Below are 24703 nucleotides of genomic sequence, written 5' to 3'. Positions count from 1 at the left end.
AGCAATGGTAGACAGCTTCGAAGGAAAGGTTGCGCTTGTTACCGGCGCCGCTGGTGGCATTGGTCTGGCGACGGCTAGGGCATTTGGTGTTGCAGGCGCGTCCTTGGTCGTTGCAGACAGCAACATAGCGTTGCTCGAAATTGCCGCTGCTGAATTGCGATCCGCGGGTCATGAGGTCCTTGCCATCGGCTGCGATGTAACGGATCGAAGCCAAGTGAATGCAATGATCGAGCAGGCAATCGAGACTTACGGGAAGCTCGATGCGGCTTTCAACAATGCGGGCATAAACTGCGATGGTGCGCCATTGGTTGAAACGGAAGATACCGAGTTTGACAACATCATCGATGTCAATCTGCGGGGTACGTGGAACTGCATGAAGGCGGAGCTTCGCCACATGAACGCACGAAGAAGCGGCACAATCGTCAACTGCTCGTCGATCGGCGGGATGAGGGGCTCCAAAGGGCGCGCCGCTTACTCCGCCAGCAAATTCGGAGTGATAGGTCTCACCCGCGCCTCCGCCCTCGATTATGCCGAGAAGGGCATCCGTATCAACGCAGTATGCCCGGGCATTATCGGCAATACACCGATGGCGAAGCGGGTAACAAAGAACAACAATCCAGAGATCGTCAAGGCGTTCGTAGCAGCCGAACCGATCGGACGCCTTGGCGAACCCTCGGAAATCGCTGCCGCTGTTCTATGGTTATGCGGCTCCGCGGCAAGCTTTGTGGTCGGCCATGCCTTAACGGTCGATGGAGGTATTTTGGCCTAGCCATCGGAGCAAAAAATGTCTCCTTTGAGTCACTTTCGACCGATCCAGCGGGGGTTGTCTGCTGGTTGATGTCCTCGTTGCCCCGAAAGCGCCGGTGCTGGGGCCGAGCCAGGAGCATTGTGTTTGGCCGGACGCCCGTGAGCGTTATGAGTCCACACCCTACCGGGGCGGTGAGGGACTTGCCGCCCCTTCGCAGTTGCCCCCTGCCCTCCCTCATGCCATGACGCCCGGGAAGCAACAGGGGCGTACCATGACTGTTCTCATCGCGGGCGGCGGCATCGGCGGGCTGACGCTGGCGCTCAGCCTGCACCAGATCGGCGTTCCCGCCAAAATTTTCGAAAGCGTGCCGGAACTGCGGCCGCTCGGCGTCGGCATCAATGTGCTGCCGCATGCGGTCCGCGAATTGATCGAACTCGATCTGCATGATGCGCTCGATGCGGCCGCCGTCCGCACCAAGGAGCTCGCGTATTTCTCCAAGCACGGCAAGCCGATCTGGAGCGAGCCGCGCGGCATCGAGGCCGGTTACAAATGGCCGCAATTCTCGATCCATCGCGGCACGCTGCAGCAGATCCTGCTCGATGCCGCAATCGAGCGGTTGGGAAGAGAGAACATCCTGACCAGCCACCACCTCTCCGGCTGGACCGAAACGGAGAATGGCGTCCGCGCCGAATTCATCGATAAGGCGACCGGCAAATCGAAAGGCGCTCACGATGGCGCGCTGTTGGTCGCGGCCGACGGCATCCATTCGGCGGTTCGGGAAAAGCTCTATCCCGACGAAGGCCCGCCGATCTGGAACGGGCGCATCCTGTGGCGCGGCATCACCGACAGCGACGCCTTCCTGTCCGGGCGCACCATGATCATGGCCGGCCACGAGATCCTGAAATTCGTCTGCTATCCGATTTCGAAGCAGGCCGACAACGCCGGCAAGTTCCGGATCAATTGGGTGGCCGAGCGGCACATGCCGCCGACCTATCAGTGGCGGCGCGAGGACTACAACCGGACCGCCAGGCTCGAAGAGTTTCTGCCCTGGTTCAAGGACTGGAAGTTCGACTGGCTCGACGTGCCGGGCCTGATCGAGAACTGCCCGCACGCCTACGAATATCCGCTGGTCGATCGCGATCCGATCCCGCAATGGACATTCGGCCGGGTCACGCTGATGGGCGATGCCGCGCACCCGATGTACCCGATCGGCTCCAACGGTGCGTCGCAGGCGATTCTGGACGCCCGCGTCATCGCCCGCGAGATCCTCGCAAAGGGCACGACCAACGCTGCGTTGTCAGCGTATGAAGCCGAGCGTCGGCCCGCCACGACCGACCTCGTGATGCTCAACCGCCGTAACGGCCCCGAGCAGGTGATGCAGATGGTCGAGGAACGCGCGCCCAACGGCTACGACGTCGTGACCGACGTGCTCTCACTGCAGGAGCTGGAAGACATCGCCGCCAATTACAAGCGCGTCGCCGGCTTCCAGGTCGAAGGCCTCAACGCCAAGCCGCCGATCGTTCAGATTATGCGGGAAGCGCCGCGGGCGAGCGCGGGATGACCCGGTCATTCTATCTCTTCGTCGGCGCAGGCGAGCACTACCGGGAATGCCTCGGCATAACGAAGCCCGGAGCATTCATTCCATGAAACGAAAGAACGCTCCGAAAGTAATTTTGGCGAGACTGAACGGCGGCAGCGTCTACGAATGCAGCGGCCTGATATTCTGGTTTATGCGGAAGAAGTTCTTCGGGTCGTATTTGGCCTTTAAGGCGACGAGGCGGTCGTAATTTTCACCGTAAGTGGCCTTGAGTCTGTTGTCATCTCCATCGTCCATCATGAAGTTCACATAGCAGCCGTCGGCCGAATAAGGATGCACGGCCTCCCAATAGCCTTTTGTCCAGCGGGTGATTTCGCCCGCCTTTTGCGGATTGGGATCGATGCCGGCGATGACCATCGACCAGGTCGCGTCGCGCGTATTCCAGGCGGTGTCGCTTTTGCCGACACGACGGACAGCGCCATCGATCGGATAAAGATGCATCAGCGAGAGCGCGCTGGGCAGTTTCCGTGCCTGGGCGATATGGGCGTCAATCGCTTCGTCGGTCAGCTCCTTCACGAAATCGCCGCGCCAGTACCATTGCAGGCCCTTCGGGAAGAACGGATCGAACATGGACTGGAGGGCCGGATAGGGCATTTCGCCCATCCAGTTGAAGAGCGGCGCGGGCAGTTCACCGAGCAACTTGGCCATGACCGCCTGGCCGTCTTCTGTTGGGCCATTGTAGCAGGCGATGATGGCGCAGGCGCGCTTGCCCTGATGCTCTGCCGGGAACGGGTCCACCGGTGGAACAGTCTTCAAGCCGACAAAAGCCCCGAGCTCCTCGGGGGCGCCAGGCAGGAAATCCCGGTACTTCTGCATGACGGTTCGGGCATTATCGATATCCCAGAAGACTGGACCGGCATAGACCATGTTCGTCGGGTGAGCCTGGAACAGGAAGCTCGTGACGATGCCGAAATTTCCGCCGCCGCCGCGTAGCCCCCAATAGAGGTCAGCATTCTCTGATTTGTTGGCGGTGACAATGCGACCGTCGGCGAGCACGACGTCGGCCTCGAGCAGATTGTCGATGGTGAGGCCATACTTGCGGGTGAGGTATCCGGTGCCGCCGCCGAGCGTGAGGCCGGCGATACCGGTCGTCGAGACGATACCGGCCGGCACAGCGAGCCCATAGACGTGCGTGGCGTGGTCGACATCGCCCTGCGTGCAGCCGGGACCGACGCGGACAGTACGGGCGGTGGGATTGACCCGCACGCCTTTCATCGTGGACATGTCGATCATCAGCCCGTCATCGACACTACTGAGGCCCGGACCGTTATGCCCGCCTCCGCGAATCGCGACCGTGAGATCGTTTTGCCTTGCAAAATTGACCGCAGTGACAACGTCAGCGACATCAGTGCATCGCGCAATCATCTCCGGACTCTTATCGATCATCCCGTTGTAGAGGCTGCGCACGGCTTCATAGTCGGCGTCCGTTCGCCTGATAACCGGGCCGCGCATGTTGCCGATGAAGGTTTCGGTGGCCGTCGCTTGCATGATCTCCTCCTGTTTCGCACAATGATCGGCTAGTTGGGCTAGGTGGCCTCAAGTGGGACTCACCTCCTCCCAGCGCCAATCGCTCGGAAGCCAGCTGAACGCTGTGCCGGTGCGAACGACATGGCCAACTCCGGGGAACGGCAAGTGGTAGCTCGAGACCATCACCTTCTCGCTCGCGCATCGATCGAGGAAGGCTCGGCGTGTCTTCGCGCCTTGATCGAGATCCAGGTCGAACCCGCCGCGCCAGTCGGGGTGCTGGAAGGCGACAGCGCGGTTTCCAACGACGTCTGCCGTGCAGAGAAGCTGGTTGGAACCGGACGCGATCTGTAACGAGGTGTGCCCCGGTGTGTGCCCGGGTGTGGCTATCGCCGTGATGCCCGGGACCACCTCGCCGTCCGGCTTCACAGTCCGGATGCGATCCTTGATCGCCGCGAGTGTTTTTATGTTCTGGCGATAAATGCCACTCCAACGAGCATGATTTTCCAACGGGTGTTGAGGCTGCATCCAGAAGTTCAATTCCGCTTCGCCGATCACGTACTCGGCGTTTGAGAAGGTCCGCTCGGTGTCGCTCGCGTCAGCGACTCCCCAGAGGTGATCCGGATGGGCATGTGTGATCAGGACGGTATCGACCTCCTCCGGCTTGATCTCGGCGGCCGCGAGGTTCTGGAGTAGACGGCCCGCGGTTGGCTGTGGCTTCATCTTTCCCCGGGAGCCTGCGTCGATGAGCACAAGCCGATCGCCCGTGTTCACCGCCAACACATTCACCTGAAGCGTAGATTTGTCCGTGGGCTGGAAGTCCGACGCAAGGACGGCATCGCGTTCCGCGTTGGTCGCCTCCGGCCAGAGCGCTTCCGCTGGAAAGGCAATTGTGCCGTCGCTTACGACCGTGAGTTGGAACTGTCCGAGACTGAACCGGTAGAATCCCGGCACCTGGCTTTTCAGGACAGGTGCGCGAGCCTGGACACCACCACTCCATGATCCACCAACGAGCCCGGTGACGGCGCTTCCGGCAACTGCAAGGAAATGACGACGATTAAGCGACATCTTCTCCTCCCTTGAAGCGGTGTTTGACCGCGGGACGGCAGAGATCGCTAACGATATGGGCCGCTCCGCAAGGGCAGTACGGCTTCAACCTACTCGACTGTTATGCTTTTAGCTTAGCACGACGGTCCTCGGATTAAACACCGCTTCGACACTCGCTCCGATCAATTCTTCACCAATGCGTCGGCTGTTTGATCCGGTGCTGACACGAACCAGAGACGGACATTTCTGGACCGCGGATGCAATTCCGCGGGGCAGATGTTCGAATCCTAGCGGCCGGGTTGTCGATCGGAGCCGGTAAACGAGACGGTTTGCGACCAGCAAGCGCAGGCGAGCAATCCCCGCCCAGTGCCCCATTTTCTGCTAAACTTCACAGTGGGGCTGGCTGGCGGAGCGTCGCGCAATGGACGTCGCGCAGTGGCTTCAAGACCTCGGCCTTGCCAACTATACGGCACTGTTCCGCGAGCAGGCCATCGATGCGGACGTATTGCCGTCGCTCACGGACGCCGACTTCGAGAAGCTTGGTCTGCCGCTCGGGCACCGAAAAAAGCTGCTAGCGGCGATCGCTGCGCTGGAGCCTGCGGCGTCGTCCACCGCCTCAATCCGGCGGCCGTCGTACGCGGAACGCCGTCAGCTCACTGTGATGTTCGTCGACCTTGTCGGCTCGACATCCCTTTCCACACGGCTCGATCCTGAGGATATGCGGGAGACGCTGACCGCCTACCAGAATACAGTCGCGGGCGAGATCGCACGCTTCGACGGACACCTTGCCAAGTTCATGGGTGACGGCGTGCTGGCTTACTTCGGCTGGCCGCGCGCGCACGAGGATGAGGCTGAGAGGGCGGTGGCGGCCAGCCTCGCGACTGTCGAGGCCGTGGACCGTCTGCGGTCGCCAGACGGCCGCCCGCTTGCTGCGCGGGTTGGGATCGCGACAGGGCTCGTCGTCGTAGGCGATCTCCTCGGCACTGGCGCGGCACAAGAGGAAGCCGTCGTCGGCGACACCCCGAACCTCGCCGCCCGCCTGCAGGCCGTAGCCGGGAGCGGTGAAGTCGTCATCGCTGAGCAAACACGGCGCCTGATCGGCGGGCTATTCGAACTCGAAGACCTTGGACCATGCGAACTGCGGGGCTTCGCAGAACCGATCAAAGCTTGGCGGATCGTCCGCAAACGCGCAGCGGAGAGCCGCTTCGAGGCACTTCACACAGCGGGACTGAGCCCGCTCCTTGGGCGGGAGCAGGAGCTGGGACTTCTCCTCGAGCGCTGGCACCTCGCCAGGAACGGCGAGGGTCAGGCGATGCTTCTCGCCGGGGAGGCCGGAATCGGCAAGTCGCGACTCATCGAGGCGCTCCGAGAGCGGATCGCCGACGAGCCGCACACTCGAATCTCTCATCGTGCCTCGCCCTACCACACCAATACCGTGCTCTGGCCATTCATCGATCAGCTTGAGCGAGCGGCGGCATTCGAGCGTGACGACACGCCACCAATGCGGCTTTCCAAGCTCGTATCTTTGCTTGCACAAGGGACCGACGATCTCACCGAAGCCGTGCCGCTCATCGCGGCTCTCCTCGGCATACCGACCGAGGGTCGGTACCCGCCGCTGGACCTCTTACCGCAGACCCAAAAGCGCAAGACTCTGGAAGTACTTCTCGCGCAGCTCGAAGGCCTGGCGCAGCGACGGCCGGTGCTGTCCGTGCTTGAGGACGCGCACTGGTTCGATCCGACATCACTCGAGCTCCTGGGGCTCATCTTGGAACGGGTCCAACGCCTGCCGGTGCTGGTAGTCATCACGTTCCGGTTGGAGATGACGCCGCCCTGGCCATCCTTCCCGCACGTAACGACCTTGACGCTCAACCGCCTTCCGCGCCGGGCAGCGGCGGCTCTTGTCGAGCAAACGTCAGGTGGGCGCCGCCTTCCTCCAGCACTGATGGACGCGATTGTCGCGAAGACTGAGGGCGTTCCGCTCTTCATCGAAGAACTCACCAAGACCGTGCTGGAGTCAGGCATGCTGCGCAACACGCCCGAGGGCCTCGCGCTGGTCGCGCCGCGTGGCGCGCTTGCCATTCCGGCAAGTCTGCAGGACTCTCTCATGGCCCGGCTCGATCACCTGGCTTCGGCCAAGGATCTGGTCCAGATCGGCGCCGCCATCGGCCGTGAGTTCACCTACGAACTCCTCGATGCAATCGCCGCACGAGAACCGGCCGATCTCGACCAGGCGCTCGCCCGACTCGTGAAGTCAGAGCTCGTCTTTCAGCGCGGCACGCCGCCCGAGGCGGTCTACACGTTCAAGCATGCTCTGGTCCAGGATGTCGCCTACGCCTCGCTACTCAAGAGTCGACGGAGCGAGTTGCACGGCCGGATTGCCGCTGTCCTCGAGGCGCGGTTCGCCGATCTTGTCGCGCGTCAGCCCGAGCTCCTTGCGCACCATCTGACCGCAGCCGGGCTCGCCGATCGGGCGATCGACTTCTGGTTACAGGCCGGACAGCTCGCGGGTGGCCGATCGGCGAACAGGGAAGCGATAAGTCATCTGACCACGGCCCTCGAGATGCTCGGGAACCGCCCGCCAACTGACGAGCAGTTGGGCCGCGAGCTTGAGGTGCAGATTGCACTGGGTCCTCCGCTGACTGCGACGAAAGGCTTTGCCGCTCCCGAGGTCGAGGCGGCGCACGTCAGAGCGGAGCATCTGGCGCGACGGTTCGGACATCGTCGTCACCTCGTGAGGGCGTTACGCGGCCTATGCTACGTGAATCACGTACGCGGTCGCATCCTCCGCGTAAGCGAGCTGGGTTCCGAGCTTGTCGATCTGGCCGAGCAAAGCGACGATCTCGTGATGCAGGCCGACGCGCACAATGCCCTCGCGTTCAATCTATTCCATCAGGGCGAGCACCAATCGGCGCGCGAGCACTTGGAGATCAGCAGTGCAAAGATCGTGCAGGCCGGCGATCCCGCCAACGCCTTGTCGCGCGGGGTCAACATTCACGTGTTCGGCCGCGCCTATCGGGCTCATGTCGACTGGCATCTTGGGTTCGCGGACGCCGCGCTTCGGGCAGCGGAGGATGCGATCGATCTGGCCCATCGTCTCGTCCACCCGTTTAGCATGGCAGTGGCGCTCGCTTATGCGGCGATGCTGCACCAGTTCCGTCGCGAGCCCGCGGAAGTCCGCGCTCGTGCTGACGCAGTTCGCTCAATCTGTGCCGAACACGGGTTCAGCTATTATCACGCCTGGGCCACGATCATGAATGGCTGGGCTGTCGCCGAGGACGGCGACGTCGAGGATGGTATTGCACGCGTTCGCGTCGGTGTGCGGGACCTGCGGGCCACCGGGGCTGAGCTGCGTTTACCGTATTATTTGGGAATCCTTGCTGATCTTTGCCGCCAAGCGCACCGGCTAGAGGACGCGGTCGTCACTCTCGCTGAGGCCCGCGCCGCCGCCGAGCGCAATGAGGAGCATTGGGCCGACGCCAGTCTGCACCTGCTCGAGGGCGATCTCGCTTTGGCAACCCAGGAACGAGCGCGGGCGGAACACTGCATCCGGCGCGCCATGGAGATCGCGCAAGTCCAAAATGCCCGCGCGCTTCTCCTGCGAGGCAGTACAAAGCGGGCGCGACTTCTGGCGGAGGGCGACCGACGAGCGGTAGCCTACGATGAACTCGCCAAGATCTACGGCTCGTTCACCGAGGGCTTCGAAACCGTCGATTCTCGCGAGGCCAGAGCGGTACTCGATGGCATTTGACAGCACCTGGAAAAATCACGCGAAGGTCGTGTTGGCCAAGAATCGAGTTCGGCCTGCGGTATCGCCGGACTCAATTTTGACCCCGAGTGTCCTCCGCTCAAGAATCCCCGTTTACATTCACATCACGCTTCTTGCTCGTGACTGGGCGGTTGCGCAAGGGTCCAACCGCCAGACCGATGCCAAGGCGCTCGGCCTCTGCCAGCAGGTCGCCAAGCTTGCCTGTCGCATCCTGTTCGGGGCAGCGCCGACCATGTGCAACAACAGCGCGTCCATATCGGACGAAGTAGTTGGCCTAGCTAGAGTAACGGCTCTGCCGCGTATAATCTTCGAGCGCCGCGCTGTAGGACTCCGCGCGTCCCAATCCTCAGCGTCCAGCGATGCATCGATCGCGCGCGATGCTCTGGATGACCCGGCATTCGCGCCGCAAATTCCACGCGCCCAGACCGTCTTTACGAGATGCTGCTTGCGCATCAACCGATGCCTGCCCGGTTATAGTCGCGGTAGGGGAAAGGATACGATCGAGACCTCGTTGTCTGGCCATTCGTTATGATATCCGGCGGCTGTTTCAGGGCTACTTCATCAGTCGTGGAAAAACGACTTCGTCGGAACCGCAGAATTGGCTCGCGTCAGCAATAGGATAAGAAGCTTGACGGAATCAGGAGCCCGACGAAGCCAGCCTCGCGGCGGCGAGCACAGCGGAACAATGCGCGCAGTATCAGTCATGTGACGCTGCCAGCGGCGCGCTCGCGCGGCAACGAGCCGTGAGGCTTGCGACCGAGCGACAGCGACGAACCTCTTCACCTCTCGTCGTACCGAACGGCCTTCGCCGTCTCGACCAGCCGCGCGCTGGTCGTAGCCGTCGCCAGCAGCGTGCCGTCCTCGGCCGTCAGCCGTCCCTCGACAAAGGCGACGGTCTTGCCGAGTTGGGTGACATTGGCTTCGCCCGTGATCGGCCCCGGCCTGGCGGGGCTGAGAAAATTCACCGTCATGGTGATGGTTGCCGTGTAGAGCCTTCCCTCGGTCATGACGAACACCGCAGGCCCCATCGTGTCGTCGAGCATCGCCGAGAGAATGCCGCCCTGCACGAAGCCGGCCGGGTTACAGAAATCCCGCTTGCCGTCGAAGCCGATGCGGATCCAGCCGTCCTTCGGCCGCGCGTCGAGCAGGCGCCAACCGAGCAGCTTTGAGGACGGCGGCGCAGTGAGATTATCGAGAGCGGTCGCGATCATGGGAACCTCCGTGAGGCTCCTTCCTAACGCAGCGCTGCTGCCAGCGTGGTGTCAGCAAGCCGCGCGCGTCACTGCCCGCCGCACGCTTCCAGATTTGATCGTTTAAGCCGACATCGAGGCTTTGCCTCCGACGACTTCCTATCAAACCGATACCTGCCAATTCGAGTGGAAGCGATCAGATCCGCGTAGCAATTCGTATGGAAGTTATTTGCCAGCCACGAAATAAAAGTCCTGCCTTCCGGAAATCGAGCCGTAGCTGAAAGGTTTTTGCTTGCGACCGGTCGCTTCCATGACGTCGTCGCGAACGAAATCGAAGAGCCTGCGAACTTCGAGGCCGGGCGTTGGAAGATTTTTGACGAAGGCAGACGCGAACGGACTGTTGGTCCCGTCACCGTCAAGCGCGGTCTCGCCATCCTTGGCGGCATAAACCACCAGCGTTCCCGCCTCCGGCTCGACAGCGGCAAGACCTCGCGATACTGAACGGGACGCAACGGTTAGCGTACGCTTCATCTGGTTGGCGAACGGGTTGTCGCGGCAGGCATCGAGAATGACGAGGCGCAGTTTCTTGGCGCGCTCCGCTGCATTCAGAACCTGTTCAAGCGGTACGGCTTCAAATCCAATATCGCGATCGGCGGCAATTTTGGCGTCGGTCGGAACGAGATAATTGATTCCGCCAACTTCCATCCCATGTCCGGCATAATATACCACTGCCCAGTCCGCCGTTTCCGCACGGGCTGCGAAATCGCGCAGGGCGCTGACCAGGGCGTCCTTTCGGAGATCGGTCAGCGAAATAACCGTTTCAAACCCGGCGCGTTTCAAGACGTCGGCGACGAGTTTTGCGTCGCGCACAGGGTTGGGTAATGCGGCCACGTTTTCATAAGCAGAATTGCCAATGACAAGGGCGATGCGACGATCATTGTTCGAGATCGGTGCAGTGGACGTAACAATAGCCGTAGCGACGTTGGCTTTATCGAGCGACGGCGTTGCAGGTTGCGTTGAAGACAAGACGGCGAGCCGCTCTCGTGCCTTGTCCTGCGCCCATTTTGAAGCCTTTTGGGTCAATCCGAGCGTAGCCTTGAAGTCAGACCGCGCTTTGGCGAAATCCGCGAGCTTCTCATAGGCCAGTCCACGATTGATGTACGCGTTGGCGTAGGTGGGATCCAGCCGTATCACCTCGGTGTAGTCGGCAATGGCACGGGCCGTATCGCCTTTGTTGCTGTAGGCGTTGCCCCGGTTGTAGTACGCGTTCACATATTTGGGCTCCAGGCGTATCGTCTCGGTATAGTCGGCAATGGCACGGTTCGTGTCGCCTTTGTTGCTGTAGGCGTTGCCCCGGTTGTAGTACGCGTTCGCAAACGTGGGATCCAACCGTATCGCAGCGGTGTAGTCGGCAATCGCGCGGTCCGTGTCGCCTTTGTCGCTGTAGGCGTTCCCCCGGTTGTAGTACGCGTTCGCATTCTTGGGATCTCGCTGGATCGCCGCGGTGTGGTCGGCAATGGCACGGTTCGTGTCGTTTGCGGCCGCGGGGCCGGCGATGACGAGGATTGCGAAGCAAAATAACAGTTTGCGAAGCATATGAAGCATATAAAGCCTCCGTTGCCGTGTCCCGCGGAGCCAGCACTTGAGCAAATGCACTTAACGAGGCGACCAGCGAGGCTTTATGAACCAGATCACAAAAGTTTAGCTCGACAGCCGCGGACGCGCGGAGCGCGCACGAAACGTTCGTCTCATGAATGTGCGTCCTGGTTCAGCCCAAACCGTGCGCGACCGTCAGATCAGAATGAGCTCGCCTCCAGGATGCGTGCCGCGCCGGCACAGCTCTTGATTTTGCGCGATTTGCGTGGTAACTACGCTTCATGATCAACGTCGTACGCATCGTGACCCGCAAGCACTCGACCCGCTCTCGCTGGGCCGTGGAAGGAGTCGTGCGCTAGAATTGACGACGCGATCTTTTCACCAGGCCCCGCCGGCATCGGACGGGGCCTTTTGTTTGGCCACGCTCCCTGCCGGCATCACAGCAGGAGCATCCGATGTCAGCTCAACAGACAAACCTCACATCCGAGACCGGCGATGCCGCAGAACTTTGTCGCGCCGTCACTTTGGTGAAAGACACCACGGCCAACGCTTTGGCCGACGCATGCCCCAATGCCTCCATCGCGGCACTGAGAGAAGCTTTCTCGGAAAAGGAAGCGGCTGGACCACCAGTCGCATCGACGCGGAGCATCTTGAGTTTGCTCCAGGAGTATTGGCGAGCGTTTCGGAAGCGGCGCCAACGCAAGAGGTCGCTAGTCAATTTGCACGACCTGAACGACAGAGATCTGAAGGATATCGGCCTGACAGCCGGTGACTTCGACTACATCGTCGCTCGCCGAGCGATTGAACGGCTCAGAGATGGCACGGCGTATCTATGGCAGTCTCGTGGTGTGATCTAACGGACGGCAAGTCACCGCCAGTTCTGCACGTTTGATCGCAGGCCGTCGGGCGGATCAGCGAAGCGTGATCCGCCCCTTTCCAGACATGGAGGACTACGCTAACGCCGATCCGCTGTCGAGTTGCGACCGCGAACAACACCATTTGCCGTCCTGCCATCCTTTCGTCTACCAAGGCTCTTGAGGGTGCACGCCCCATGCTCAGCCCAAACCGTGCGCGATCGCCTTGCGCATCACGTTGGGAAACGCCTCGTCGGCAAGGGTTGCGACCGGCACCCAGCGCATGCCCTTCAGCGCGCGCGTGCGCGGCGGCACGGTCGCGGTATAGACTACGAGTTCGAGCGGGAAATGCGTGAACACGTGGGTGACGATGCCGGTCTTGCGATGCCAGCGCGAGATGCCTTTGATCGCGGGCGCTTGATCCAGCGCCATCTCGTCGTCCTGACCGGCGAGCCAGGCCGAGCCGGGTACTTCCGTCATACCGCCGAGCAGGCCTTTCTCCGCCCGGGTGCGAACGAGGAGCTCGTCGCCGCGGGTGACGATGAAGGCGGCTCCGCGGCGCAGCGTTCCCGCTTTCTTCGGCGCCTTGCGCGGAAACGTCTCCTGGTCGCCGCGCAGGCGAGCGGCGCAATCATCATTCAGTGGGCACAGCGCGCAAGCCGGCTTCTTCGGCGTACAGATCGTTGAGCCCAAATCCATCAGCGCCTGCGCGCTATCGCCGGCGCGAGACGGCCCGAGCAACGTCGCCGCCAATTCCCCGATCAGCGGCTTCGCCTGCGGCAATGGCTCCTCGACCGCGTAAAGCCGCGACACCACGCGCTCGATATTGCCGTCGACCGGCATGGTTCGGATATCGAACGCGATCGCTGCGATGGCCTTCGCCGTGTAAGGCCCGATTCCCGGCAATCGGCGCAGGCCTTCCTCGTTATCGGGAAATATCCCGCCATGGTCGCGCAGCACGGCGACCGCGCAGGCATGCAGATTGCGTGCGCGCGAATAGTAACCGAGCCCGGCCCACATCCGCAGCACGTCGTCCAGCGAGGCGCGGCCGAGTGCAGCGACATCGGGCCAGCGCGCCCGAAATTTCTCGAAATACGGCCCGACCGTTTTGACGCCAGTCTGCTGCAGCATGATTTCCGACAGCCAGACCCGATACGGATCGGCCCGCTCGCCCGCTGCCGCCCGCCACGGCAAGCGACGGCGATGACGGTCGTACCAGTCGAGCAGCAGCGCGGGAGAGGCGCTGCTTTCGGCAGACTCAGACTGTCGTTTGGCTTTGACGGCTGCAGAAGAAGTCATCGAGACATTCTATAGGGGAACGCAAATCTCTCCATGTCACGCCCGGTGCTTGTCCCGGACATCCACGTTTTTCTTCAAGCGACACCCGAGGACGTGGATGGCCGTGACAATCCCGGCGATGACAGCATAGATGGCTCCATCCGCGCTGCGCGAAAGTGATACAGTATTTCATGGCAAAACCCGGCCCGATCTCGGCGAAACCCCTCTCCGTCCTGCTCAGCGACGTCTTTTCCGACGCCTATGCCAAGCAGGGATTTGCCGCACGCGAACTGGTGACGCGCTGGGCTGAAATCGCCGGCTCGGAGATCGCCGCCCATTCCGAGCCGCTCAAGATGCAATGGCCGCGGCCGGTCGAGGGGCAGCCGCAGGAACCGGCAACCCTGGTGCTGCGGGTGGAGGGCCCGATGGCGCTGGAGATCCAGCATTCCTCCGACGTGATCCTGCAGCGGGTCAACCGCTTTTTCGGCTGGAGCGCGGTCGGCCGGCTGGCGCTGCGGCAGGCGCCGCTGTCACGGCGAAATCGCCCCGCGCCGCCCCGCGCGCCCGACCCGAAATCGGTCGCGAAGGTGGCCGAAACCCTGTCCGCCGTGGAGGATGATGAACTGCGCGCCGCGCTGGCCCGGCTCGGCGCCTCGATCAAGCGAAATTGAGCCCGCAGCGCGGCACGACTGCCACGACCCGCCATTGCCACAACTTGCGTTTCAAGCTAGCGAAGGCTTCTTTTTCGCAGTTCTTTCGGGCGTGAACGCGCCATTCGGGAGCAGACTTTGATGATCACGCGCCGCGCCTTCACCGCCGCTCTCTCGCTGACCGGGCTTGGCCTGCTCGCCGGCTTCTCGCCGCTGCGGTTGATCACCGATGCGATGGCGCAGAGCCCCGCCGACGTCGCCAAGCCGCAGTCGCTCCCCGATATGGCGCTCGGGCCCGCCAACGCAACCGTGACCATCACCGAATACGCCTCGATGACCTGTCCGCACTGCGCGGCATTTGCCGAAAAAGTGTTCCCGAAGATCAAGTCGGAATTCATCGACAGCGGCAAGATCCGCTACGTGTTCCGCGAATTCCCGCTCGACATCAAGGCGGCTGCCGGATCGATGTTGGCCCGCTGCATCGCCAAGGACGACGCCCCGAAATATTTCGCCGTCATCGATCTCCTGTTCAAACAGCAGAACGACTGGGTGGTGAAGAATACCACGGAGACGCTGACCCGGATCGGCAAGCAGGCCGGCCTTACGCAAACGCAGGTCGAGGATTGCCTGAAGGATCAGGCGCTGCTCGACAAGATCGCCGCCGACCAGAAATATGCCGCCGAGGTGCTGAAGGTGCAGTCGACGCCTAGCTTCTTCATCAACGGCGAGATGATCAAGGGCGAGCAGAGCTTCGAGGAGTTCGCAAAGCGCATCAACGCAATGCTGAAGAGCTGATTCGCGCGATCGGATTCATTCGCGCTCGTAAGTCCAGCAAAAGGCGCCACACAAGCGCCTCAAATCCCTTGGGAAAAGCCCTGCGGGGGCGTTGCTCTCCGGCCTCGGCCTCGCCATTGTCGCGGCTCATAAGCGCCGCAACGAGCGGCTCATCCACACTGACATTGCCTTCTATGGTATTGTCACGGCAGGGAGATTCGCGCCCGGCCAACAGAGATTTGTGTTCATGAAACTCACGCGCCTCCGCCTCCACGGTTTCAAGTCGTTCGTCGAACCCACTGATTTCATGATCGAACCCGGCCTCACCGGCGTGGTCGGACCGAACGGCTGCGGCAAGTCGAACCTGGTCGAAGCCTTGCGCTGGGCGATGGGCGAAACCTCGCACAAATCGCTGCGCGCCGCCGACATGGATGCGGTGATCTTCGCCGGTTCCGGCAACCGTCCGGCGCGCAACCACGCCGAAGTCACGATGACGATCGACAATGCCGATCGCACGGCGCCGGCCGCGGTCAATGACAGCCAGGTGCTGGAAATCTCCCGCCGCATCGAGCGCGAGGCCGGGTCGGTCTATCGCATCAACGGCCGCGACGTTCGCGCCCGCGACGTGCAGATCCTGTTTGCCGACGCCGCCACCGGCGCGCGGTCGCCGGCGCTGGTTCACCAGGGCAAGATCGGCGAGATCATTCAGGCCAAACCCGAGCAGCGCCGCCGCGTGCTGGAAGACGCCGCCGGCGTCGCCGGCCTCCACGCCCGCCGCCACGAGGCCGAGTTGCGGCTGAAGGCTGCCGAAACCAACCTCACCCGCGTCGAGGACGTCATCGGGCAACTCTCCGGTCAGATCGACGGGCTGAAGAAGCAGGCGCGCCAGGCTATCCGGTTCCGCGAAGTTGCGGCCAAGGTGCGCAAGGCCGAGGCCACGCTGTTCCACCTGCGCTGGCTCGAGGCCAATACCGACGTCGCGGAAGCCGCGAATACGCACGACATCAACGTTCGCGAGATGGCCGAGCGCACCCGCGAGCAGGCCGAAGCGGCGCGTATCCAGGCGATCCGCGCCTCCGAATTGCCGGCCTTGCGCGAAGGCGAAGCCCGCGCCGCGGCCGGGCTGCAGCGCCTCACCAACGCCCGCGAACAGCTCGACCGCGAGGAAGAGCGCGCCAAGGAGCGCGTCGCCGAGCTCGACCGGCGGCTGAATCAGTTCGCCGCCGACATCGCGCGCGAACAGCAGCAGACATCCGATGCCGAGATCGCGCTGCAGCGCCTCGACACCGAGGACGCCGAGCTGAAGGAAGAGATCAAGTCACGCGTCGAAAAGCGTTCTGGCGTCGACGAGCGCGTGTCGGAAGCGGAAGCGACACTGGCCGCCGCCGAGCGCATGTTCGGCGAACTGACCACCGCGCTCGCCGACCTCACGGCCAAGCGCAACCAGTTAGAGGCCGGCGTGCGCACCCATCGCGACCGGCTGGCCCGGCTCGACCAGGAAATTGCCAGCGTCGCGGCCGACGAGCAGAAGCTCAGCGACGAGACCGGCAATCTCGGCGACCTCGACGCGCTCGCCGCTGCCATGGAAACCGCGCAGGAAACGCTGGCCGTATCCGAGGCGGCAGCGCAAGCCAACGAGACCGGCCACATCGCCGCACGGCAGAAGCTCGAAGCTTCCCGCGCCCCGCTCACGGAGGCAGAAAAGCGCGTGCAGCGGCTCGAGACCGAAGCGCGCACGATTTCAAAACTGGTCAATGTCGAGACCAAGAATCTGTGGCCGCCGATCATCGACGGCGTCACCGTCGCCAAGGGCTATGAGAAGGCGCTCGGCGCCGTCCTCGGCGACGATCTTGACGCGCCCGTCGATCCCTCCGCGCCGATGCGCTGGACCAATGCCGGTGCAAGCTTCGACGATCCGGCCCTGCCGGAGGGCGTGGATGCGTTGGCTGCGCATGTCGAGGCGCCGGCCGAACTGGCGCGCCGTCTGGCGCAAATCGGCGTCGTGCCGAAGGAGCGTGGCGCGGAGTTCGTTTCGCAATTGAAGACCGGCCAGCGGTTGGTCTCGCTGGAAGGCGACGTCTGGCGCTGGGACGGCTTTGTCGCCGCCGCGCATGCGCCGACCGGTGCCGCTCGGCGTCTGGCCGAACGCGCCCGCCTGGTCGACATCGAACACGAGCTGGAACAGGCCCGCGCCGATGCCGCTGCCAAGCGGCAGGCCCTGGAACACGCCGAGGCGGAACTGAAGGCGGCATCCGCCGCCGAAACCGCCGCCCGCGAGGCCTGGCGGGCCGCGCAGCGCGAGGCCGATGCGGCGCGCGAACGCCATGCCGCGACCGAGCGCGAGATCAATCGCCACGCCGCGCGCAAATCCGCGCTGACCGAGGCCCATACCCGCCTTGCCGCCGACCGCAGCGAAGCGGAGGCCGCGCATGAAAGCGCCACTGCCGCGCTGACCGAACTGCCGCCGACGGATGAGACGGAAGCGAAACTGAGCGCCGTTCGCACCGAGATCGATGGACACCGCCGCTTTGCCGCGCAGGTGCGGGCCGAAGCCCAGGCGCTGGCGCGCGAGGCTGAATTGGCCGACAAGCGCGTACAGGCGATCACGGCCGAACGCACCGAATGGCAGAACCGCAAGCAGAGCTCGGCGTCACAGGTCGCCACCGTCGAGGCGCGCATCACCGAAGTAACGGCCGAGCGCGCCGAGCTTGAAAATGCGCCGGCCGTGTTTGCCGAAAAGCGCCGCGCGCTGATCAACGAAATCGAATCCGCCGAAGGCGCCCGCCGCGTCGCCGCCGACGCATTGGCCGCCGCCGAAAGCCTGATGGCGGAGACCGATCGCGCAGCCAAGGCGTCGCTCGAAGCGCTCTCCTCTTCCCGCGAGGCCTGCGCCCGCGCCGAGGAACGCATGGAGGGCACCAAGCGCCGGCTTTCCGACATCGAGCGCGAAATCCACGACATGCTCGAAGTCGAACCGCACGCGGTCGCCGCGCTCGCCGAGATCGAGCCCGGTGCGGAATTGCCGCCGCTTTCCGAAATCGAGGAAAGCCTCGAAAAGCTGCGCCGCGACCGCGAGCGCCTCGGCGCCGTCAATCTGCGCGCCGAGGAAGAGTTGCGCGAGGTCGAGACCCAGCACACGGCGCTGACCACCGAGCGCGACGATCTGGTCGAAGCCATCAAGCGGCTGCGCCAGGGCATCCAGAGCCTCAACAAGGAAGCCCGCGAGCGGCTGTTGACCTCGTTCGAGACCGTCAACGAGCACTTCAAGCGGCTGTTCGTCGAATTGTTCGGCGGCGGCGAAGCGGCGCTTCATCTGATCGAGAGCGACGATCCGCTGGAAGCCGGCCTCGAAATCATCGCCAAACCACCCGGCAAGAAGCCGCAGACGCTGTCGCTGCTTTCGGGTGGCGAGCAGGCGCTGACCGCGCTGGCGCTGATCTTCGCGGTGTTCCTCACCAACCCATCGCCGATCTGCGTGCTGGACGAAGTCGACGCGCCGCTCGACGACCACAATGTGGAGCGGTTCTGCAACCTGCTGCACGAGATGACCTCGTCGACGGAAACCCGCTTCATCATCATCACGCACAACCCGATCACGATGGCGCGGATGAACCGGCTGTTCGGCGTCACCATGGCCGAACGCGGCGTCTCGCAACTGGTCTCGGTCGGCCTCGACGACGCCGTGAAGATTTTGGATCAGAACGTGGCGTGATTGTTGGTCCGTCATTCCGGGGCGGCGCGTAAGCGACGAACCCGGAATCTCGAGATTCCGGGTCTGGTCCTTCGGACCATCCCGGAATGACTCTGAACGACGGCGATCCCATGACCTCACCCGACCTCCCCACTGAGCTGAAAGCCGCGCTCGACGGCAAGCTGCGGGGCTTCTCGCGCAGCGACGCCGCCGGCCGCGCAGCCGCCATCTCGAAGAACTACCGTGAAGGCGGCGGCTCCACGACCATCCGCTCGGAGACGGACGCGCTCGCCTATGCGCTGGCGCGGATGCCGGCAACCTATGCCGCGGTCACGGCCAGCCTGAACGCCCTCGTCGAGAACAGACCTGACTTCGCGCCAAAGACCGTGCTCGACGTCGGCGCCGGGCCGGGCACGGCCACATGGGCAGCGGCCGAAGCATTCCCGTCGCTAAGAGATTTCAAGCTGCTGGATGCCAACGCGGCGTTGCGTGCGCTGGCGCTGGATCTGGCGCGCAACAGCACGCGGCTACGCGACATCGGCTACCAGCTCGGCGAGGCCCGCGCCGCGCTTGCCAAAGCGGATACGGCAGACCTTGTCGTGGCAAGCTACATGATCGGCGAGATCGGCGACGCCGAGCAACGCGCGCTCGCCGAACTGTTGTGGCAGAAGACCCACGACACGCTGCTCGTGGTCGAACCCGGCACGCCCGCCGGCTATGCCCGGATCATTGCGCTGCGCGCGCACCTGATCGCGCTTGGCGCACATGTCGCCGCCCCCTGCCCGCACGACAGCCAATGCCCGCTACAAGCACCGGACTGGTGCCATTTCACCCAGCGCCTGCAGCGCTCACGCGCGCACAAGCAGGTCAAGGGCGCGGAGCTGCCATACGAGGACGAGAAATTCTCCTATGTCGCGTTGACGCGCGCGGCGGTGGAACGGCGTCCGTCGCGGGTACTGGCGCAGCCGGCGGTCGGCAAGGTTGAAATCACGGCCAAGCTCTGCACGCCGGAAGGTCTCAGCTTCACGCACGTGCCACGCCGCGCCAAGGCCGAGTATGCCAGTGCCCGGCGCTGGCGGTGGGGCGATGCCGTTAGTTGATCCGTCATTCCGGGGCGATGCGAAGCATCGAACTATGGGGCGCCCTTGCGCCCCTGAGAATCTCGAGATTCCCCGATGCGCAATTGCGCATCTGAGGTCTGGTGCTAGCGCACCATCCCGGAATGACTGCAGAGCGTTTGGTCTTGAACTTATCCTGGCCCACTTCCGACTAAAGCCATGCCCCACCTCACGGGCGGGCTGCCGCACGCCCCGGTTTTCGTCTAGGTTCGCTGTCTTTCGTCCCCTTTAGGAGTTCTCCATCATGTCGACCGGCTGGATCGTTCTCGGCGTCATCGTCATCATCGTGCTGTTTGCCTTCGCTGCGTATAACCGCCTCGTCGCGCTCAGCCAGCGCGTCGGCCAGGCCTTTGCCGATATCGACGTGCAGCTCAAGCAGCGCCACGACCTGATCCCGAACCTGGTCGAGACCGTGAAGGGTTACGCCAGCCACGAGCGCGGCACGCTCGACGACGTCATCAAGGCGCGCAATTCCGCGATGTCGGCGCAGGGACCGGCCCAGGTATCGGCCGCGGAGAACCAGTTGAGCGGCGCGCTCGGCCGACTGATCGCGCTGTCGGAGGCCTATCCGGACCTCAAGGCCAACGCCAATTTCCAGCAACTTGCCAGCGAACTCTCCGACCTCGAAAACAAGATCGCGGCGAGCCGCCGCTTCTTCAACAACGCCGTCCAGGAATACAACACCGGCATCCAGCAGCTTCCGGCAGCGCTGTTTGCCGGCATGTTCGGCTTCACCCGCAAGGAATTCTTCGATCTCGGCACCAGCCGCACCGAAGTCGAGACAGTGCCGAGCGTGAAGTTCTGAGGGTCGCCCAATGTCTCTCTTTCGTCATTCCGGGGCACGCCAACGGCGTGAACCCGGAATCTCGAGATGTTGGGGCTCGATGAGATTCCGGGTTCGCCGCTTTGCGGCGCCCCGGAATGACGCGTGGTAACGCACTATGGCCGCGTATGGTCTCTACACGCATATCGCATCGAACAAGTTTCGTTCGATGCTGCTGCTCGCCGGGCTGTTTCTGCTGATCTACGTGCTGGTCTTCGCCGGCGCGCTGGTTGCCGAAGTGGTGCTCAATAGCGGTGCTTCACTCAACTATTATCTGACGCGCGCCTCGCGCGACCTGATCGCAGCCTTCCCCTATGCGACGATCATCGCCGCGCTTTGGATCGTGATCGCTTATTTCTTCCACCAGAACATGATCGACGCCGTGACCGGCGGCGAGAGCGTGACGCGGCAGCAGCAGCCGCGGCTCTATAATCTCCTGGAAAACCTCTGCATCTCGCGCGGCATCACGATGCCGAGATTGAAGGTAATGGACAGCCCGGCGCTTAACGCCTTCGCCACCGGGCTCAACCAGCGGCAATATTCCATCACGGTCACGTCCGGCCTTCTGCAGGCGCTCAACGACCAGGAGATCGAGGCCGTGCTCGGCCACGAGCTCACGCATATCCGCAACGGCGACGTGCAGTTGATGGTGATCGCCATGATCATCGCCGGCGTGGTGGGCTTCTTCGGCGAACTGTTCTTTCGAACGTTTACCAACCTGTCGTGGAACTCCACCGGCAGTGACTGGTCGTCCTCGTCATCTTCCTCATCGTCCTCCTCCTCCTCGTCGTCCAACCGCGGCAAGGGCGGCGGCGGCGCCGTCATGGCGATCATTATCGCGGTCGTGCTGATCCTGCTGGCCTGGCTGTTGTCGCAAGTCGTCAAGCTGGCGCTGTCGCGGTCGCGCGAACTATTGGCCGACGCCGGCTCGGTCGAACTGACCAAGAACCCCGACGCCATGATCACGGCGCTGCGCAAGATCGAAAATCGCGGCGAGCTGCCCGGCGCGACGTCTGCGGTGATGGAGCTCTGTGTCGACAATCCGCGCGAAGGCTTTGCCGACCTGTTCGCGACCCATCCGTCAGTCGACAGGCGCGTCAAGGCGCTGGTGCAGTTTGCCGGTGGCCATGATCCCGGCCCGCTCGCCCTCCCGTCGGATACGGCGGATGAACCCGATGATTCGGAGGAATCGGCCACGGAGCAACTCCAGCCGCCGGTTTCCCGCGGCCCGTGGGGCGACGCCAGCGATCCCGCCGGCGTTCCGGGCACCCGCCCCGGCCCCCTGGACGGCCCTTGGGGCCCGCATCGCTAAACGGCGCCCGCCGACGCGCGGGATTAACGAATTCCGTGCGAATAATGGCGACAGCCGTCTAATGAATTGAATTATCCCTTGTTTCTGCCATGTTCGCGCCCAAAGCAGGGAATGGGGCGTGCCGACCGCTCCCCGCGGTCGGAGCTGCAGTTCAAGGGAATTCCATGGCAAAGCCAGTCGTGATTGTGGTGGGCGCGGACAAAGGCGGGGTCGGCAAGACGACCGTGTCGCGGACGCTCCTGGATTATTTCAGCGCCAATAACGTGCCGACCCGGGCATTCGACACCGAATCCCCGCGCGGAACCCTAAAGCGCTTCCACCCCGACATCACCGAGATCGTCGACATGACGACGACATCGGATCAGATGAAGATCTTCGATACGCTGAACGCAGTCAGCCCCTCCGTCACCGTGATCGATGTCCGCGCCGGACTGCTGTCGCCGGCGCTGGCCTCGCTGCGCGACATCGGCTTTCTCGATGCCGCAAAGGCCGGGCAGATCACCTTTGCCGTGTTCCATATACTGGGCCCCTCGATCGCCTCGCTGGACGAAATCGCCGAGACCGCGAACTTCATGCAGGGCGCCAAGTATTTCCTGGTGAAGAACTTCATCAACGACACCCAGTTCTTCCAGTGGGATCAGTCGACCTACAACTCCTACTTTCACCGCATCAAGGACGCCACCGACCTCACGATCCCCAAGCTCAATGAGATGGCCTATGAGCAGGTCGAGGTTTCCTCGGTGCCGTTCCTCAAATTCGTCGCCAACAAGGGCAAGGACGACGAGGCCGCGAACTATTCGTTCGTGCTGCGCGGCTATGTCCGGCATTGGCTCGCCAACGTCTGGAGCGAGTTCGACCGCATCAAGCTGACCGATCTCGTCGGTGCCAAGCCTAGCGTGCGCGGCGGCGAAAAATAGTCGGATAGCCGCCGCGACGGGGCTGGATTAGGCGAAAAATTCCCTTGATATAGCGGGTGATGAGCTCCACGCCTGTCTACATCATCTGCTCACCCCGGCCGCTGGTCGGCAAGACGCTGCTCGCGCGCCTGTTGAGCGAGTTTCTGCTGCTGAAGGACGGGATGGTATCTTCCTTCGACATCAATCTGAAGGAACCATCGCTGCTCGAATATCTGCCGCGCATCACCGAGACGGCCGACGTGATGGACACCTATGGCAAGATGCAGCTCATGGATCGCCTGATCGTCGACGACGGCGTCGCCAAGGTGATCGACCTCGGCTTTCATGCGTTCGACGAGTTCTTCAAGATGATCAACGAGATCGGTTTCCTAAAGGAGGCCGCACGGCGTGGCGTGGCGCCGATCATCCTGTTCGTGGCGGATACCGACCGCGTTTCCGCGCGCGCCTATTCGACGTTACGGGAGCAGATCCCGCTGAAAGCGCTGATTACGATCGACAACGAGTATGTGGTGCGTGGCGAACTACCCGAGGCGATGGGCTTGGGGCGGGTGCTGCGCATATCGGCGCTGCCCTCGTTCCTGAAGACCTATATCGACCGGGTGACCTTTTCCTTCACCAACTACCTGCGCAACGAGCGGGACTCGTCGACCGAGCTGCATCAGTGGATCCGCAGGAACTACACCAGTTTTCGCGAGCTCGAGTTCAGCCTGCTCCCGCAGCGGCCGTGAAGCCTCTGTGACGACAAATATTACCCGGGTAATATTGACGCTGGCCGGCCAGTCTGTTAGTGCCTCCACCGACCCTGACAATTTCCCGCGAGGCATCCCGTGACATCAGCCCGAAAGGCAGCCATTGCCGCCTACAAGGAGCGGAAGACCATCGCGGGGGTCTTCGTCATCCGCTGCAAGGCGACCTCCGAGACATGGGTCGGCCAGACGCCCAATCTCGAAAAAATCCAGAACCGCATCTGGTTCACACTTCGCCAAGGCAGCCACTCCTGCCGCAGCCTGCAGGCAGCGTGGACTGCGCATGGGCCCGACAGCCTGACGTTCGAGACATGCGAGCGGCTGGAGGAGGAAGAGACGCCCTATATCCGCGACGCGCTGCTGAAGGAGCGCGCGCTGCATTGGCGGTCGCGGCTCAATGCAGAGGCGGTTTGATCCGCGCAACCATCACCAGCCGTCGTCCCGGCCAAGCGAAGCGCGCGCCGGGACCCATACCGCGTTGCTCTCGCGATTGGGCAAGAAGGCGAACGCCTTCTCTAACAATTGCCGCGGGTGATTATGGGTCCCTGCGTTCGCAGGGACGACGCGTAGAGAGTTCGCGCGCAAAAAAACTTAATGCCCCTCGAACGCCATCAGCGTACGCACCGGCACTTCCATCGCGCGCAGCTTGGCGGCGCCGCCGAGATCGGGCAGATCGATGATGAAGCAGGCCGCGACCACGTTGGCGCCGATCTGGCGCAGCAATTTCACCGCGCCTTCCGCGGTGCCGCCGGTGGCGATGAGATCATCGACGAGGATGACGCGCTCGCCGGGATGGATCGCATCGACATGCATTTCCATTTCATCAAGGCCGTATTCCAGCGAATAGGCGATCCGCACGGTGGTGTGCGGCAGCTTGCCTTTTTTCCGGATCGGCACGAAGCCCGCGGATACCTGATGCGCCACCGCGCCGCCGAGGATGAAGCCCCTCGCCTCGATGCCGGCGACCTTGTCGATCTTCAATCCGGCCCAGGGCTGCACCAGCTCATCGACGGCACGCCGAAACGCGCGCGCGTCCGCCAGCAGCGTCGTGATGTCGCGAAACATGATGCCCTTTTTCGGGTAGTCCGGAATGGTGCGGACGGTGGCCTTGATATCGTGATCGAATGTCATT

General features: G+C 63.0%; 19 protein-coding genes. 13 read left to right on the top strand and 6 right to left on the bottom strand.

The window, feature by feature from the left end; all coding sequences use genetic code 11:
• Positions 1-4: 4 nt before the first annotated feature.
• Together LMTR3_RS15280 and LMTR3_RS15275 are read left to right on the top strand one after the other, a co-directional pair.
• Positions 5-769 (top strand): SDR family NAD(P)-dependent oxidoreductase, encoded by a 765-nt coding sequence (locus LMTR3_RS15280; RefSeq protein WP_065745911.1) that lies wholly within the window; start codon positions 5-7, stop codon positions 767-769.
• Positions 770-1019: 250 nt separating this feature from the next.
• Positions 1020-2309, top strand: coding sequence for a flavin-dependent oxidoreductase (locus tag LMTR3_RS15275; RefSeq protein WP_065745910.1), 1290 nt, complete (start codon positions 1020-1022; stop codon positions 2307-2309).
• Positions 2310-2447: 138 nt separating this feature from the next.
• Here the strand turns inward: LMTR3_RS15275 and LMTR3_RS15270 are convergent, their stop codons facing one another.
• Together LMTR3_RS15270 and LMTR3_RS15265 are read right to left on the bottom strand one after the other, a co-directional pair.
• On the bottom strand, positions 2448-3833 hold the full coding sequence (locus tag LMTR3_RS15270; protein ID WP_065745909.1) for an FAD-binding oxidoreductase: 1386 nt from the start codon (positions 3831-3833) through the stop codon (positions 2448-2450).
• A 48-nt stretch (positions 3834-3881) separates the two neighbouring features.
• Positions 3882-4877 carry an MBL fold metallo-hydrolase gene (locus LMTR3_RS15265; RefSeq protein WP_065745908.1) on the bottom strand — a complete coding sequence of 332 codons (996 nt, stop codon included), beginning with the start codon at positions 4875-4877 and terminating at the stop codon, positions 3882-3884.
• A gap of 400 nt (positions 4878-5277) precedes the next feature.
• Between LMTR3_RS15265 and LMTR3_RS15260 the strand changes: the two genes are divergently transcribed.
• Positions 5278-8604: an AAA family ATPase gene (locus tag LMTR3_RS15260; RefSeq protein ID WP_065745907.1), complete on the top strand. Its 3327-nt coding sequence runs from the start codon at positions 5278-5280 to the stop codon at positions 8602-8604.
• 797 nt (positions 8605-9401) lie between these two features.
• Here the strand turns inward: LMTR3_RS15260 and LMTR3_RS15250 are convergent.
• The gene (locus LMTR3_RS15250; RefSeq protein WP_065745905.1) at positions 9402-9833 is read right to left on the bottom strand and encodes a PaaI family thioesterase; all 432 of its coding nucleotides are present in this window, start codon (positions 9831-9833) and stop codon (positions 9402-9404) included.
• Between the two features lie 204 nt (positions 9834-10037).
• The gene (locus tag LMTR3_RS15245; protein WP_065745904.1) at positions 10038-11417 is read right to left on the bottom strand and encodes a caspase family protein; all 1380 of its coding nucleotides are present in this window, start codon (positions 11415-11417) and stop codon (positions 10038-10040) included.
• A 446-nt stretch (positions 11418-11863) separates the two neighbouring features.
• Here LMTR3_RS15245 and LMTR3_RS15240 point away from each other — a divergent pair, with 446 nt between their 5' ends.
• A complete protein-coding gene (locus LMTR3_RS15240) occupies positions 11864-12265 on the top strand; it encodes a DUF1127 domain-containing protein (protein ID WP_065745903.1) in 402 nt (133 codons plus the stop codon).
• 198 nt (positions 12266-12463) lie between these two features.
• On the opposite strand, the gene LMTR3_RS15235 is transcribed toward LMTR3_RS15240, so the two are convergent.
• Complete coding sequence (locus tag LMTR3_RS15235) at positions 12464-13561, bottom strand: A/G-specific adenine glycosylase (protein WP_065745902.1); 1098 nt, start codon at positions 13559-13561, stop codon at positions 12464-12466.
• Between the two features lie 170 nt (positions 13562-13731).
• Between LMTR3_RS15235 and LMTR3_RS15230 the strand changes: the two genes are divergently transcribed.
• The 9 genes from LMTR3_RS15230 to LMTR3_RS15190 all read left to right on the top strand — a co-directional run bounded on the left by LMTR3_RS15230 (position 13732) and on the right by LMTR3_RS15190 (position 23985).
• Complete coding sequence (locus tag LMTR3_RS15230) at positions 13732-14211, top strand: DUF721 domain-containing protein (RefSeq protein ID WP_065745901.1); 480 nt, start codon at positions 13732-13734, stop codon at positions 14209-14211.
• 117 nt (positions 14212-14328) lie between these two features.
• Positions 14329-14985, top strand: coding sequence for a DsbA family protein (locus LMTR3_RS15225; protein WP_065745900.1), 657 nt, complete (start codon positions 14329-14331; stop codon positions 14983-14985).
• A 226-nt stretch (positions 14986-15211) separates the two neighbouring features.
• The gene (smc, locus tag LMTR3_RS15220; RefSeq protein ID WP_065745930.1) at positions 15212-18676 is read left to right on the top strand and encodes a chromosome segregation protein SMC; all 3465 of its coding nucleotides are present in this window, start codon (positions 15212-15214) and stop codon (positions 18674-18676) included.
• 110 nt (positions 18677-18786) lie between these two features.
• A complete protein-coding gene (locus LMTR3_RS15215; protein ID WP_065745929.1) occupies positions 18787-19755 on the top strand; it encodes a small ribosomal subunit Rsm22 family protein in 969 nt (322 codons plus the stop codon).
• Between the two features lie 262 nt (positions 19756-20017).
• Positions 20018-20578 (top strand): LemA family protein, encoded by a 561-nt coding sequence (locus LMTR3_RS15210; protein WP_028346966.1) that lies wholly within the window; start codon positions 20018-20020, stop codon positions 20576-20578.
• Between the two features lie 136 nt (positions 20579-20714).
• Positions 20715-21908, top strand: a complete 1194-nt coding sequence (locus LMTR3_RS15205; protein WP_065745899.1) for a M48 family metallopeptidase — start codon at positions 20715-20717, stop codon at positions 21906-21908.
• Between the two features lie 164 nt (positions 21909-22072).
• A complete protein-coding gene (locus LMTR3_RS15200; protein WP_065745898.1) occupies positions 22073-22825 on the top strand; it encodes a P-loop NTPase family protein in 753 nt (250 codons plus the stop codon).
• Between the two features lie 59 nt (positions 22826-22884).
• Positions 22885-23553: a P-loop NTPase family protein gene (locus LMTR3_RS15195; RefSeq protein ID WP_065745897.1), complete on the top strand. Its 669-nt coding sequence runs from the start codon at positions 22885-22887 to the stop codon at positions 23551-23553.
• Between the two features lie 99 nt (positions 23554-23652).
• Positions 23653-23985, top strand: a complete 333-nt coding sequence (locus LMTR3_RS15190) for a GIY-YIG nuclease family protein (protein ID WP_065745896.1) — start codon at positions 23653-23655, stop codon at positions 23983-23985.
• A gap of 177 nt (positions 23986-24162) precedes the next feature.
• Here LMTR3_RS15190 and LMTR3_RS15185 read toward each other — a convergent pair whose 3' ends face one another.
• On the bottom strand, positions 24163-24702 hold the full coding sequence (locus LMTR3_RS15185) for an adenine phosphoribosyltransferase (protein WP_065745895.1): 540 nt from the start codon (positions 24700-24702) through the stop codon (positions 24163-24165).
• Position 24703 lies beyond the last annotated feature (1 nt).

It is taken from the genome of Bradyrhizobium sp. LMTR 3 (assembly GCF_001693485.1).
In the GTDB taxonomy this organism is placed as follows: Bacteria; Pseudomonadota; Alphaproteobacteria; order Rhizobiales; family Xanthobacteraceae; genus Bradyrhizobium.
This window is presented reverse-complemented; position numbering and strand designations above follow the sequence as displayed.